This is a genomic window from Flavobacterium sp. ST-158 (assembly GCF_058309975.1).
On record NZ_JBZEEN010000001.1, the window covers coordinates 541,091 to 556,021 of the forward strand.

Sequence of the window (14,931 nt, forward strand, 5' to 3'; positions counted from 1 at the left end):
TATGAGTTTACAAATAATTGCAATAAAACCTATTAAAGGCTGTCATAAAAAATATTTGAAATTATTAAATGAAGATTCTATATATTATTTATATCGAGAATTTACTATTGATGAAAATAATGACAGAATATCTTTTGTGAAGAAAATCCCAGAACAATTATATGATGTTGAGTGCTTAAACAATGAAAAAGTAAAAATTTGTATTTCTGCAATATCAGGAAAAAATGGTTCAGGAAAAAGTACACTTATAGAGCTTCTGTTCTTAGCAATTAATAACTTTTCATTCAGGTTAAACAAAAAAAATAAAAAAGCTGACCTTATTTATGTAGATGATGTAAGAGTTGAATTTTATTTTAAGACTTTTTCTATTCAAAGGAATAAAGGAGTAGAAAAGTTTTATAAAGTAAAGGTCTTTGATAATGAAGTAACAATTTATCGCTATAAAAAAGTTAAAGGAGATTTTAAATTATACCAGCCCGCAATTTCAAATGATATATATAAACTACAAGATTTCTTTTATACAGTTACTATTAATCACTCTCATTATGCCTATAATACAGATGACTTGGGAGATTGGCTAAATGGTTTATTTCATAAAAATGATGCATATCAAACACCTTTAGTATTAAATCCTATGCGTACTAAAGGAGACTTCAAAATTAGTACTGAAAATCATCTAGTGAAATCAAGATTGATATCTAATTTAGTTAAACCAACAACTAAATTTAACTTCAAAAAACTAACAGATAATCTTGAAGCTATTGAACTTGACATAACATTAAATGATACTAAAAGAGAAAAAACTATTTATGAATTACCTACCGATGATCCAAAGATCAATGAAAAAATAAAACTCAAAGATCTTAACCTTAATGAGAACTTAATTTATAAAAAAATTAATAAATATTACAAGTTTTCTTATGATGGTAATAATAAAAAGAAGTTGCGAATAGCTTTAGATTATTTAAAGTATAAATTGGTTAATATTTGCGTGACTTATTCAGATTATGACAAATATTTTAGTAAGAATAATAAAAAATTTAATGAGGAAATATTAGACGAATATTTTAAAGAACTTTTTGTTAATGATGAAAGCCATATTACATTTAAATTAAAGCAAACACTCAATTATATTAGATTTAGTAACAATAATATCCCAATAAAAAACCAAAGAGTTCCTCTTAAAAATATTTCAGATTTCATTTCAAAAATTAAAGAGAATAAAAATTATTCTAAAATTAATGCAATAGAATTAATTCCTCCTCCTTTTTTCAATACAGATATAATCTTAAAATCAGAAAAAAACGAGAAAATAGAATTCAAAACTTTGAGTTCAGGAGAAAAGCAGAAAATTTATTCTATTAGTTCAATTCTTTATCATTTAAGTAATCTAGATTCAGTAAAAAACACTCGAACAAAGACAGCTTATACCAATGTTAATATAATCTTGGAGGAGATTGAATTATATTTTCATCCAGAAATGCAACGAAATTTTATTAATGATATATTAAATAGTATTTCAGGAATAGAACTCTACAAAATCAAAGCAATCAATTTTTGTTTTGTTAGCCATTCACCATTTATACTTTCTGATATTCCAAAAGAAAATATCATGTTTTTAGAAAACATAAATAATAAAGCAATTCAAATCTTAAAAGATAAATCAACATTTGGTGCTAATATTCATGATTTATTAAAAGATGGATTTTTTATGAATAAAGGTTCAATTGGAGAATTTGCTAAGAAAAGAATTACTGAAACAATCCAATGGATGAATTCTATACGTGAAGAAAAAGAAAAACCTTTTAAAGAAGATTTTGAATTATTAGTAAAAGACAAAGAATATCACAAAATTATTATTGAAATAATTGACGAACCAATAGTAAAATCAAAGTTACTAGAAATGTATTCCGAAATTTTCGGAAATGAAGAGAGAAAAAAGAATATCGAATATGAGATTGAAAGATTAAGAATAGAATTGAGATCATTGTAAATATATGTGGCGTTCTCTCGAAATGATAATCATTTCAAATTAAAATTATATTAATAAATGTTTACTTATGGGGGCAATTTTCGCACTAAAAGGTTACCGAACTCAGTTTTTATATTCTTTATATAAAATTCTTTTAGAATACAATAATAATTATATATACCAACCTGAAGGAAAATTTGAAGATTTAGATATTCTTGACACGAACAATTCTTATGTCGAAATAATACAAATTAAGAATAAATCGAATCCGGTAATATATTCAGATTTAGTTTCTAAAAAATCTTCTTTTTTTCAAAGAGCTGCACATGCGTTAAATCATTCTCCCAACACAATTATTAAGTTAGTTTCGTTCAATGAAATTAGTGATGAGATAACTAATAAAGAAAAATTACACAAGAAGTTAACTAAAAGCGGTTTAAAAAAAGATGACATCTATAAAATAGTTCAAAATTTTACTTATGAAATTGTCAATGAGAATGAATTAGAAAGTAAAACAATTGAGATACTTAAAAAGATTAGTCTTTTTTCCGATTCAAAAATAGCTTTAGAGCTTTTAATTTATTGGTTATATATCACTGGAGAAAAGCAACAAAGCATCTTTTCAAAAGGATTAATTTCTAAATTTGAAAATATTGGTAAATTCCTTAATGAGCAATTATCATTTAATAACAGTTATGGAAATACAATTATTCCCTTTACAACAAAATCAATCCTCAATGATAATCTAGAAATTTATAAAGAAGGTTTCTATTATGGTGCATCTGCAAAGTTTGAACATATTTTGTCAAATTTAGATGTTCAGAGAAAAGATAAATTGGAATCTATAAATGAAGCCTTTAAAACTGATAATATTGTTTTCGTTCACGGGGCATCTGGTCAAGGAAAAAGTACATTAGCATATCGATATATTAATGATTTCACACCGAATAGTACCTCGTATGAATTAAAAGTGTCGCAAGATATAAACGAGGTTTATCAAACTATAAATAGTTTGGATGCACTTTCAAGAGGATTAGATTTTCCAATATTGTTATATATAGATATTAAACCACAAGATATTTATTGGAATGAAATTTTAAAAGAACTATATGGTAGAAAAAATTTAAGATTTTTAATAACAATCAGACAAGAGGATTGGAACAAAACAACTTTAGGTTTTGAATTTAAGTTTAATGATATAGCTTTAAGTTTTGATAAAAGTGAAGCGAAAATTATTTATGATAGTCTTTCAAAATTTAAAGAGGATTTAAAATTTATTGACTTTGAAGAATCCTGGAATAAGTTTAATAAAGGAGGACTTTTGTTAGAATATGTTTATTTAATTAATCAAGGAGATTCTTTAGAGAGTAGATTAAAAGACCAAATTAAAAGAATACAAGAAAAAGTGTCCGTAAATAAAACGGAAGAGCTTGAGATATTAAGATATGTTTGTTTAGCAGATATTTTTAATTCTAAAATTAGTTATAAAAAATTAGTTGGCAAACTAAACATAAATACCCCAAAACTTTACATTGATTATTTTCAAAAAGAGTATCTCTTACAATATTCACAAAACAAAGAGTATATAACTGGATTGCACCCTATAAGATCTAAAATAATATGTGAGATTCTATTTAGTGAAGAAAATTATGTCGATATATATGACTATGTAACAAATTCAATTAACTTAATAAATGAGGAAGATTTACAAATTTATTTATTAGAAAGTCTACACAAAGGCTATAATGTCTTTACTTGTATTGAAACTCTTAAAAGCATCAAGTTTAATACTTGGACAGCTTATTCAGGAGTTTTCAATGCTTTAATTTGGAAGGGCATTTATGATTTCATTTTCATTAAAAACATAAAAACAATTTCAAAATTACATTCAGAATTTAAAGACTTATGGTCATTTTTGGTTCCTTTTGATTTTGCTAATGATGAAAGAGAAAATGGAATTTTTGGAATTTTAGAAAGTTTATATTCAAAAGAGAAAATAAAACATATTAAAGAGATCCATAAAGAGTTTACAAGTAAGGCAATTATTTATGATTATGTGAAAGATTGCTTCAAAGAAATTGATATTATTAAATCAGGTGTTTTGAAGTTAAATGATATAAAATCATTAGGAGAAGTTAATTTTTGGATTTCCGAATTAAAATTAAACATTATTACTGATGTTGATGAGGAAGAGCTTACCAGTATGTTAAATACTGCATTATCATTGAAAGATTTTTCTGTTTTACTATTTGGACTTCAATTGAATAATTACAACACTTTATATGTTATCGAAATAAAGAAACTGTTTATTGAAAGACTAAGAAAAGAGTATAACATAATATTTTTGAATGAAACTAAAAAAATTGAATGTAAATATTTCTATGACCCAATCGAATATGATGAAAAAGTAATTAACGAAGGAGATTATCTAAATACTTTATCTATGAAAATAATTGATATGCTTCGATTTGCTTTTCCAAATAAAGAAGTTTATTCAGTTAAAGGTGTTGGATTTAATTTTTTTGGTATTGAAATGTCTTATGATCCTACATTAAAAGAAATACCATCGTCGAATCTTCCTCTTCCATTTTTAGTTAGTAATAATGCGTTGGTTAGCAATTTGTACAATTATGAATTCAAACCAGAGAACTGGAATGAATATGTTGATTTTGTGATACAAAAAAGAGAAAATTATATTACTGTACTTTTTCATTTAATTCAAAAATTTGAGGAATACTTTAAAAATAAAAATATTGTAAAATTTATTGAGGAACTAGGTCAAGTAAAACTTAAAGTTCAAGAAATCAAGTCGATTCCTTTTCCAAAAAACATTTCAGATAAATGGGGATATGTATCAGATGGAAGTAATTTGAATGGAGTAGGCGATAACTCAAATAATATAGTAAAGGAAAATATTACTGCACTTAAAAAATATTCAAAATTAAAAGGTTACTCGAATAGTTACTTTAATTCAATAAATGGATTTTTTAATACTCTAGAAAATAATGTTATTAATGTCCAAAAATCAAGATTATTTGCTGAAAATGATGATAAATACAATCCAAATCCTGCATTTATGAATATAAAAAGTGCTCTTAAAAATTGCAATTTATATCATAGAGAATTTATGGATTTATTTTCTAAATTTTGTGATGAAAATAAACTTGACCAAATTCATATAAATGAAAATAAAAACCTTGAAATTCTATTTAATTGTTGGCATCAATTTAACTTTAAAAAAGGAAATTTAAATACAAAAATTATTAAACAAACAAATCAGAATTTTAAAGTTGTTAAGATTGAAATGACTAAACGATTTTTAAAAGAACGAAAATTAATACATCGGGATTATGGTTTGTTATTTGATGTTTACCTTGATAGTAAAGCTGGTAATATTCTAATTTTAACTAGTGAAATATGTAGCGAAGATTTTGCTTATTCTGTATTTGTTGCCAGAGTATTTCTTCAAAGAACAATTAAGGTCAGTAATACCAGTGTTAAAAGTGTTTACATTGAAAGTAATATTTCTGAAGCTATTTTTATTCCATACTTCAATGGAAAACCAGTTAATAAAGGTGCAATAGAATTAACTATTCATAATTTAGATAAAGAAGTTGATGATTGCGAATTTTGGTTTAATCCGACATATCAAATTAAAGATGAAATAATAGATTTACTTGAATTAGAGTTTTGGAATATTAAAATACCAAAAATAGCAAATTATGAAAGGGTTTTAGGTGATATTGTGTCTTTTAAAGAAATCATAAATCAAATTGTTAATATTAGAAACAGTGAATATAATTTTGATGATTTTGGTTCAAATATTTTGAAACAATATGAAGAAAAAACGGCAAATTTCCTTAACAATCGAATTTTAGAGAGTAAAGATTTATGGATAGATATTAAGGATGAATTTGATGATAATATAGTTCATTTTGAAGTATTAGAATTACTAATTAAGGCTTTGAATAGAGAACAAATTGAAGTTTTTGAGCTTGAAAAAATTTCAAAACTACTTGATACAAATTACAGAGTTTTCGCTGAAAAATTAATATATAAACATATGTAAATGAGTCTTAAGGGTAATAAAATAGGTTATATAATAAAAGCATAAAAATGACTATATTTAGATTTTTGCTATTTCAAATTGAAAGATTTTACAATTAAGATTAGTGATTGGATATAAATCAAAAAACACATCAAGTTTAATATCTATTTTACAAATTATATTTTTGAAATTTTTTTCAAATCTTGTAGAAAATGGTTCGAAAATAGTTTCGGATCGCCCTCAAAATCAACAATAAAAAGAGGGCGATATGAACTTCGAACCAATAAGTTAGATTTCATCTATTTTTTTTTTAATTCTTTCGAAAATTTACACAAAACTTCCTCGTCAGAATACACTTTATACTTTCTTATCCATTCAACTATTTCAACTCTATCAAAAAACAAAGTACCATTAGTAGGTTTACTATGAGGGATTAATTTTCTAGAAGATAATTTATGTATGGTACTTTCTGAAAATCCTGTATAAGCCATTAAATCCTTGATCGTAAAGATTTCCTTTTGAAATTGATTCCCCTTAGTAATCATCATTTTAATTTCATTTAACTGTTCAATAATTTTTTGTAGATTCATAATATATCTTTTAAAATTATGAGGCTAAACTACTTGAATGAAACGAAATGAAACGTGGGTTCGTGAGGCAGTAACGTATTAATTCGGAGAAATCACCTGATTTTAACACTATCATACAATTTCTTTTGTTCTTCAGTATAACTAATTCTCGTTTTAGTTGAAAATGAATTTATGTTTATTGGATGATACATTTGATTATTCTTATACTTTATGAGTGAAGCAATCCCTTTTTTAGATACAACAACATCCTCATTTAATTCTCCTAAGAAAGGAACTAAAAATCCCCTAATAAAATAATGAGCCTCATAAGCACTAACTTCCAATTTAAAAACATAATTATCATTTGTTTTTTTGAAACAATTTGAAATTAAATTTTTAAAATCATCTATTGTAGTATCAAAATCAAAAAGTTCTATTCTTCTCAGTTCAAAATAATAATAAATAATTTTATCCTTATTGCTTTCAAGGATGTCCAATATTATTTTCTCATTAGAAATATCTCCGCTAATCTCACTGATTTGAAATTGAGTTAAATTATTATTTGATTTTTCTCTATTATATCGATTAAAAATATTATCTCCTTTTAAAAAATACAAGGAAGATACTGTTAGTAAAAATGTAAAAATAATAGCCAAGCAAAAAATTATTGAATTAAATACGATGAAAGAATTATTGCTTATTTGGACAACACACAATATAGCGACTAAAAAAGGCAAAAGTGGAGCAGCAATTAATGAAACCTTCTTTGATTTAAATATAGTATTCAATTTTTCAAATTGCCTATGAATAAAGAAGAAAACTTTTTCAATTCTACCTGCCATATTAGTAGTAATTTATTTTTAAGAGTAAAAATACTAAAAAAATATAGCTAATTGAAACAGAATGAAAAGTTTACTATCTTTGTAAAGTCCAACAATTTGTTGTACATATGTTGTACTGATGAAAACAAAAAAGCCCTCATATTACTATGAAGGCTTGATTTTACTAGTGGTCCCACCTGCACTAGCCAAAAACGCTGTTAAGTACTGTAAACAAAGGGATTATTGATATTTTTAATTTTTGGGTAGAAAACTGGTAGAAAGGCAAACTTTAACATTTTTTAACAAAATTAGCAATGATGCTTGTAATATTTACCAATCTCTTATCGTCGTATTTTCGTATTGTTCTAACAATTCATTTTCATCATCCGAAAGACTTGTTTTATTTGTCAGCATCGTTATTAATTGTGAAATAAAAATTTTACTGTATTGCTCCAATATTCCGTCAAAATCCTTATGTGAAACTGATATTTGGTAAACATCATCGTCTATCTTATAGTAATTATTTTGAAATATTAGTACTACAATATGATGTTCTTTAAAATATACGTTCCGCTTATCAAATTCTAATCCCGTTAGTGTTATTTTTTCCTCCAAGTATTGAATATTTTCTGCTAAGATTGTCTTTGTTTTCTTCCCAGTTCTTTGCTCTATTTTTCTTGTCAGATTTGTTTCTTCATCTAAAGAAGATTGTATCTTATCTTCTTTTGGAACTAATATTTGTTTGATAATATTAGTTGGAGCTTTAAACTCTTTTATTTTTTCCTTAAATTCATAATCCGTAATTGATATTTTATACCCCTTAGATTTTGATATTGAATTTAATACTGGATTAAATATTTTTCTTCTTTGTTCATCATCGAATTTGTTAGATATTCTTTCATGAAAAATCGGGTCTTCATAATTAGAGTAAAGAACATCTTCTTTAAAATCATTAAATAAATTTTCTTTCACTTCCTTAAACTCTTTTGTATAAACAGCAAATTGATCCATAAGTGAATTTTCTGCACTTATATTAATTCCAAAACTACTAAAAGCAGTATGAGAGCCTAAAAGATTAGATTTGCTTTTAAAGTCATTTAGCGAATGCTCAAAATCGGGCAATGAATCTTTATCTATTCCATTAATAAATAAAGCTTCCGCATAGTTTTGATATGAAGTGTTTAAATTCCTTAAAAACTCCACTACATGAGGTATTACAAAAGCTCCAGCATATTTATTTGTTTTTTCTTCTAATTTTAAGGGAACGGCTTTTCTATTTAATAAATCTAAATAGTCATTCTTTTTAACTAATTGAGGTCTAACATTTATACTTTCCTTTAGCAAATGTAAAAGCTCAAATTTAATTTCCTCAAATGGATTTCCTTTAAGGGCTTCCGTAATGAGATCAATAGCTTCTGTATAATTTCCGCACTTATAGGCAAGTGTAGCGGCACTACGATACAATACTGATCTTGTAGGCTCAACTTCGAATTTGTTTTTAAGGAATTGCGCTGCACTTTTTTCTAACTCAAATGCTCTTGAAATCAGAACATTTGATTGCTCAAAATTTCCTTTGTCAAATTCCTCATTTGCTTCTTTTGATAATTTTATAGCTTCCCTATGTACCTCTTGTATATTCATTTTTTAGTAATATGAGCCTTAAGGTTTGAAAATTCAATTACAGAAACGTATGCAGGTATTCCAGTATTATTTGATGCGTTGGTTTGCTTTTTTTTCTCTTCAATTCTTTTCTTAAAAGAATTGGTCGGTGTTTCTCTCAATATACCCGATATTTCTAAACGAGCATTAAAAAAATTTAGGGGGTCGTATTTTTCGTGATTTTCTCCATATCCAAGCCAGTAATCCACTCCTGTACCGATTTCTGATTCTTCCAATATTTCATATTCTGTAAACTCCATGGCAAGAAAAAAAGAAAGGGCTTCCGCTCCCTTTTCTGTGAATTTTTTCTTTTCTTTATAACCATTTTTATTAACTATTGTATCCCAGTCTAAAGAAATTTTTCCCTCATACAATCCTGACACTTCTAATTCGCAACCATTTTTGTGTGGAATATCTTCTAATGCAACTATACAGTTTTCTGTAAGACCTAAACACTGAATATTACTAAAATAGGTCATTGCATCTTTTAAATCTTCAAGCTTTAAATTCATGTTGATAATTTAAATTATAGACCAAACATAAACATTTTGATTTGAATTATAATTTTAAATAATATCTTTTTTATTTATTTTGATAAAATAATATTTAAATATTTTTATTTATAAAATGAATTTAAGCATTGGTATTTAATCCCTAATATTTTATCATTTTTATACCATTTTTCTACCAGTGATCTGAAATGACAATTTAAAGCCTTGATATTATATAGTTTTTGCTATTTGGTTCAAGTCCTATACAGACTATTGCTATAAAAAAAACCGCCTTTTAATAGCGGTTTTAATTTGTGGTGTTTTTGGAAATGATAATATCAAAGTTAAACAAAAATTATATCAGTTGTATATATTTCATCTCTTAAAATTTTGCCGTTTTCTGTAAGATCTAAAATTTTTAATCGTTTACCCTCCTTTTCTGCTATTTCAAGTAAATTATATATTTCATCACCAATATGAAACCTTATTGTTTCCAAAAGCTGGGCGTATTCGTCCGCTTCGCTCGCTGAGTAATCTCTTTTTGATGCGTAGCTAATAAATAGTTTTTTTCCTTTCATTGGGTTTATTTTATAGATTGTTTTTTAATCGATCTTAAATTTATTTAATAATTCTTTCGTACTGGGTTTTCGTAAAGGAATTTTAACACCCAATCCCATTTCATCGACTGACTTTTGCAAGTCTTTTAATTTTTGGGTTGGAGTCCGTGGCTTTGGTTTAAAATCCTTTACTTTTAATATTCCGTTTTCAAAGTCTTGCATACATTCATTTACTAACATTCCTAAATACTTATTTATGGCATTAGTTCCATTGGTTGTGCTGTAATTATGATTTTTGCTTATTTCGGCTTTGCTTTGGTTATGGCTAAACGGTTTTAACCATTCTAAAAACAAATAAAAGTCATTATCCGTATGCAAGTAAACAAAACCTCTTTTTATTGCTAATTCGTTCAAATAATACTTAAAAAGGAGGTTAGAAGTGTTCATGTTTTTTTCAACTTCAAAATAAAACCTAATACACTGGATCAAATCGGCTGACTTTGGTGGTAATTGCTTTATAGTGCTTTTGTACTCTAAATTTTCAAAGTAAAAATCTTTGTTATTACCGTTTTTAAAGCTTATTTGACCGCTACGGATCGGAATTTTGCAAAATGTTTCTAAAATTAACTTTGCTACGTTGTAAGCTTTGCCATTTATGACAATTTTACCCTTTGCAATAGACAAACTTCTCTTTGATGTACAATTATAACAAAGTCCGTTATTGGTAGCATACAAGCCCTTTATTGTAGTTTTTCTAAATCCTTTTTTTTGAAGCTCACGAACTGTAACACTTTTTTTAATTGGTTGCTTTGATGCTTTGTTCTTTGTTCCAATTGATAACTTTTGCAAATCGTATAATTTGCCGTTAAACCTAACTTTGCCGTTTGTGGTGGCTGATATTTCACGCTTTGCGCTTTTGTGCCATGCTTTGCCCTCGTTTGTCAAAAACAAACCTTTGATTTTGGTTTTATTTAGTTCCATTGTTTTTATTGTTTTTTTGCGGTTGCTATGTAACGCCAAACTGTAGTTCGGCTTTTGTTTAGCATCGTTGCAATTTCTTTATAAGTTTTACCGCTTTCTTTTAATTCAAACGCTTTCTTTTGAACTGGAGTAGTTTCCTTTAATTCTCTCCAGTTTTCGGCAATTTGCCAATTTTCAATTGTGCGTACTGGTGCATCAATTATTTTACTAATTTCTTGAAGTGTCAAACCGATCAAATAAAACCGCTTTGCGCTAGCTTTTATATCCAGCGTGTAGGTGGTTCGGGTTTTGATAATTTTAGTATTCGATTTTGTTTTTTTCATTATTGGGGAGTTTTGAATATTTTAGAAATAAAAAGGCGGTTAAATGGTAATAAAAGGTAAAAAATCAGCTTTTTTTTAAGGGTATTGCTATAACGTATTTTTTGAAATCTTTTGAATCAATTTTAAATCAAAATGCCCCATTCGAAAAATTTGCATCAAAAGTGCTTTGGTCTATCAAATCGACCTTTTTCGACCTTTTTTTGTTGTTATCATTAATATTATGAATTGTTACACTTGTGTACTGCTGTAAATACTATGTAAACTCAATATTGATAGGTTCTAGCTTCCTAAAGGAAGTTTAAGACAAGCTTCCATAAAAAAAATACGGGACTATACGTGTGTCATTCGAGCCAATTTTATTACCGATAGATACCATTTCATTTTACTTTACGTGTTAATTTATTGTTTTTTAAATACTTACTAGAGTTACATAAGTGTAACTTTTTATAAAAAGTACCATTCAAGCACTTTATATTACCGTTAAGCATCAATTCATTTTTGACATTAACATAACTGTTTGTTTTTCAATATTATATGCAGCTTTCCAAAATGGTACTATTTTACTGTTTTTAATATCAAATTCGTGCCGTATTGTTTCCCAATTCTCTAAAAAATCCCGAACCGAGTAAAATTGTCGCTTTGTAAGTGCGTTATTTTCGTACTGTGTTTTATACTGCTTTAAAACCTCGTTTTTACCTTTATAGATAATATTGCGTATCAAATCTATTTTGCTTCGCTGTGTGCCTTTTGGTGCGGTAATATCATTATAGAAATTGAGTTTGTCCCATTCATTAAAAAATGAATTTTGTAATTGTTGAAAAAACTCCAAATTAAGAAAATCATTCAAGTAGAGTTTTTCGCACCTCCTGTGTACCGTTTCAATTCTTAATACATTGTAGTTTAAATTACGGGTTGGCTGTCTTCTGTCCTCCATTTCAAATACTTTGTCATATATTTTAAAATGCACTCTAAAATCCCGATGCGTTCCAGTGGTTAGTTGCCGACCATCTTTAAACTTTGGTTCAATGAAAAACGGTTTTTCATTTTTACCGATGCTGTGTATTTTTTCTAAAATCAATTTTACATCAATATCAAATTTTAGATTAATACCAATTTCAAAAAATGTTACTTCTATGTCATTTGGATCTATTCCAGTATTTACAATTAATCGATCAAAAGTATATTTGGCTTGATCCATTGTAAAGCTATCGTAATTGGCTAAAAACCCTTTTTCTAAATGAGAGTGGTATTTGTGAATACTGCCCGTAATTTTTAATTTATTTCTTGTATCTATCTGAATAAAAAGACCTCCAGTAAAATTTTTAGTATTTCGATTGTCATAATAGATCAAGCCGTTTAATGAATTACACACTAAACGGCTGGATTTTATAATACTCTTTTTTTCAACCTCTGACAAAGTCCTTTTTGTCATTGTGATATTATCAATCATTTTTATATATTTGCAGTGTACTAAATAATGATATTAGCGTATTGGTTTTTTAGTAACAATATAAAGCCACTTTCTAGTGGCTTTTTTTATGCTCTACTTTCAATAAAATAATCTATATCCGCACGCCTAATAAGTACTTTGCTATATTTTTTAGAACTCATTTTTGTAATTTTAAAAAATCCTCTATCAATGTAAGTTTGCAAAGTGGTTCGACCACATTTAAGCATTTCCATTGCTTCCTTTGGCGTTAAAAACTCTTTTTGTCCTTTGTTCTTAATCTCCAGCAACCCCTTTGCAATGGTTTTAATTTGGCTTTTTAATTCTGTCCATTCATCTAATGGCACGGTAATAACTGCAATATTATTTTCCATATTTTAAAGTATTTGTTTAGCAAAATAGGGGTTGATCGACACCGATCCTGTATTGGTATTTAATTCAAGAAAATCATTGAATAAAAGATCTTGAATGTTTCCCCGACTTTTTAAGCTGTTTAATTCTAGAATGCTCTCAACAATTAACTGTAATGCTTTGTATGCCTTAGCCTGTTTTTCTGTAGCAATGTAAACCGTACTTTGTTCCGTTATTTTTTCTAAATATTCGGAGTTAATCGCAACCCTGTCACCGTTTTGAATTTCAAAATATTCAACGTTTCTTTGATTCATCATTAATTCTTTCACTAGGTTATCATTAATGATTTTATTAATCAATTCATCTGTTCCCTCTGGTTTTTCTATAATATCAAAAACCTTTTCTAGGCTCAATTTTAAACCTCCAAAACTTACTTCTTGATCTTTGATTAATCGCTTTGCAACAAACTCTTTGGGGTTTTGGATCATTCCCTTTAGATCGTTCTTTTCTAATACAATTCCAGTATTTAGATTGTTGTACATATCTATTAACTGCTGGAAATATTCAAAGCGGTTTTCCTGTGGTGCTATGTGGCTATTTATCCTCTCTTCATTCACATAAATAGCTACTTTTTTAAATTCACTCATTTTATTATTTTTATAATTAATTTTTAGTTTTTTCTCTTTTTGGATTGGTTCGGGTTTATTATTTCTAATACTTTAAATACTGTTTAAAGTAGGTTTAAACGAAAATCTTAAAGCTACTTTTTTAAACATTTTCACTCTAATTTGAAGTACGGAACCATTCAAATTATATACTTTCTGTATGCTAAATATTGCTTTCATTTATTCTTTTTCTAAAAATGGATCAATCAATTCTGCAAACTCGTTCAAGTGGTAAACGCAATCTTCCGCCCAATAACTTTTGGTAACATTTTGTTCTGCATCGGGGCGCATCATTACCTGTGTTATGATACAATTTGCACGTCTAATTTGTTGTGCGAAATCTTTGAAATCTATTTGTTTTTCAAAATAGGAAGCAATCTTTTCATTTACTGTTGGTTGTGTTTTTTCTGCCATTTTTATAGATTTTCGATTTTTGAGAAAGTTATTTTTGAATCTTCTTTTTTGATAAGTAAACTATCTAAAAAGTCCATTTCATTACGTGGAATCATTTTTTTTGCAATCCCAGCCAAGCCACCACAAATGCCCATATCCTTATTACTTCCTTGATAGCCTATAACTTCAATAGCATCTAAAATGGTTGCTAAATCGTCAACTATGTCAACAAAATTTGTATAAACGTTTTTTTGTACAACTTGACTACCTTGGTAGTTACTAAACTCTAAAAATTCACTAATTCCTTTTAATGCTTCTTTGTTGTATTCTGTGATCGGGTTTGTTTTCATAGCGTATTGGTTTTAAATTATTGTTTTACTGTATGCGGTTTATGGCTGGCTATGGGTTCATTATTCCATAAATTTGCCTTATACTTTGCGCTTAAAATTGCGGTTTCAAATTCTGATTGATCGGAATAATTACCCGCAATTGAATTACATATTTGCGTTTCAAAACGTTCTAAATTGGCTTTAGCGTTTTGTAGTTCTATTGCTTTGCTTTCAACCTCAAAAGTTAGGCTAGTGGCTATTTTTCCCAGCCTTTTTAATGCGTGGGATCGTTGGTGTATAAATTCGCTCCAGTGCTTCATAATTC

The 14,931-nt window shown here is 27.3% G+C and carries 15 protein-coding genes; 2 read left to right on the forward strand and 13 right to left on the reverse strand.

The genetic code is table 11. The features are described from left to right. The first annotated feature begins 1 nt into the window (after window position 1). Both AC4FRF_RS02255 and AC4FRF_RS02260 read left to right on the forward strand, forming a co-directional pair. Complete coding sequence (locus AC4FRF_RS02255) at window positions 2-1,993, forward strand: AAA family ATPase (protein WP_491157821.1); 1,992 nt, start codon at window positions 2-4, stop codon at window positions 1,991-1,993. Between the two features lie 67 nt (window positions 1,994-2,060). Further along, the gene (locus AC4FRF_RS02260; protein WP_491157822.1) at window positions 2,061-6,041 is read left to right on the forward strand and encodes a hypothetical protein; all 3,981 of its coding nucleotides are present in this window, start codon (window positions 2,061-2,063) and stop codon (window positions 6,039-6,041) included. Window positions 6,042-6,319: 278 nt separating this feature from the next. Here AC4FRF_RS02260 and AC4FRF_RS02265 read toward each other — a convergent pair whose 3' ends face one another. The 13 genes from AC4FRF_RS02265 to AC4FRF_RS02325 all read right to left on the reverse strand — a co-directional run bounded on the left by AC4FRF_RS02265 (window position 6,320) and on the right by AC4FRF_RS02325 (window position 14,926). Beyond that, a complete protein-coding gene (locus tag AC4FRF_RS02265) occupies window positions 6,320-6,610 on the reverse strand; it encodes a helix-turn-helix transcriptional regulator (RefSeq protein ID WP_491157823.1) in 291 nt (96 codons plus the stop codon). Between the two features lie 92 nt (window positions 6,611-6,702). Beyond that, complete coding sequence (locus AC4FRF_RS02270) at window positions 6,703-7,431, reverse strand: hypothetical protein (RefSeq protein ID WP_491157824.1); 729 nt, start codon at window positions 7,429-7,431, stop codon at window positions 6,703-6,705. Between the two features lie 309 nt (window positions 7,432-7,740). After that, the gene (locus tag AC4FRF_RS02275; RefSeq protein WP_491157825.1) at window positions 7,741-9,051 is read right to left on the reverse strand and encodes a hypothetical protein; all 1,311 of its coding nucleotides are present in this window, start codon (window positions 9,049-9,051) and stop codon (window positions 7,741-7,743) included. Then, complete coding sequence (locus tag AC4FRF_RS02280; protein ID WP_491157826.1) at window positions 9,048-9,581, reverse strand: hypothetical protein; 534 nt, start codon at window positions 9,579-9,581, stop codon at window positions 9,048-9,050. Before AC4FRF_RS02280 ends, AC4FRF_RS02275 begins: the two co-directional genes overlap by 4 nt. A 323-nt stretch (window positions 9,582-9,904) precedes the next feature. Next, window positions 9,905-10,138, reverse strand: coding sequence for a hypothetical protein (locus AC4FRF_RS02285; protein ID WP_491157827.1), 234 nt, complete (start codon window positions 10,136-10,138; stop codon window positions 9,905-9,907). A gap of 24 nt (window positions 10,139-10,162) precedes the next feature. After that, window positions 10,163-11,098 (reverse strand): hypothetical protein, encoded by a 936-nt coding sequence (locus tag AC4FRF_RS02290; protein ID WP_491157828.1) that lies wholly within the window; start codon window positions 11,096-11,098, stop codon window positions 10,163-10,165. 5 nt (window positions 11,099-11,103) lie between these two features. After that, window positions 11,104-11,421, reverse strand: a complete 318-nt coding sequence (locus AC4FRF_RS02295; protein ID WP_491157829.1) for a sigma factor-like helix-turn-helix DNA-binding protein — start codon at window positions 11,419-11,421, stop codon at window positions 11,104-11,106. 487 nt (window positions 11,422-11,908) lie between these two features. Then, a complete protein-coding gene (locus AC4FRF_RS02300) occupies window positions 11,909-12,871 on the reverse strand; it encodes a hypothetical protein (protein ID WP_491157830.1) in 963 nt (320 codons plus the stop codon). Between the two features lie 86 nt (window positions 12,872-12,957). Beyond that, the gene (locus tag AC4FRF_RS02305) at window positions 12,958-13,242 is read right to left on the reverse strand and encodes a helix-turn-helix domain-containing protein (protein ID WP_491157831.1); all 285 of its coding nucleotides are present in this window, start codon (window positions 13,240-13,242) and stop codon (window positions 12,958-12,960) included. 3 nt (window positions 13,243-13,245) lie between these two features. Then, a complete protein-coding gene (locus AC4FRF_RS02310) occupies window positions 13,246-13,866 on the reverse strand; it encodes a hypothetical protein (RefSeq protein WP_491157832.1) in 621 nt (206 codons plus the stop codon). 198 nt (window positions 13,867-14,064) lie between these two features. Next, a complete protein-coding gene (locus tag AC4FRF_RS02315) occupies window positions 14,065-14,298 on the reverse strand; it encodes a hypothetical protein (protein WP_491157833.1) in 234 nt (77 codons plus the stop codon). 2 nt (window positions 14,299-14,300) lie between these two features. Beyond that, window positions 14,301-14,627: a hypothetical protein gene (locus AC4FRF_RS02320; RefSeq protein ID WP_491157834.1), complete on the reverse strand. Its 327-nt coding sequence runs from the start codon at window positions 14,625-14,627 to the stop codon at window positions 14,301-14,303. Window positions 14,628-14,644: 17 nt separating this feature from the next. Then, a complete protein-coding gene (locus AC4FRF_RS02325; protein WP_491157835.1) occupies window positions 14,645-14,926 on the reverse strand; it encodes a hypothetical protein in 282 nt (93 codons plus the stop codon). Window positions 14,927-14,931: the final 5 nt, after the last annotated feature.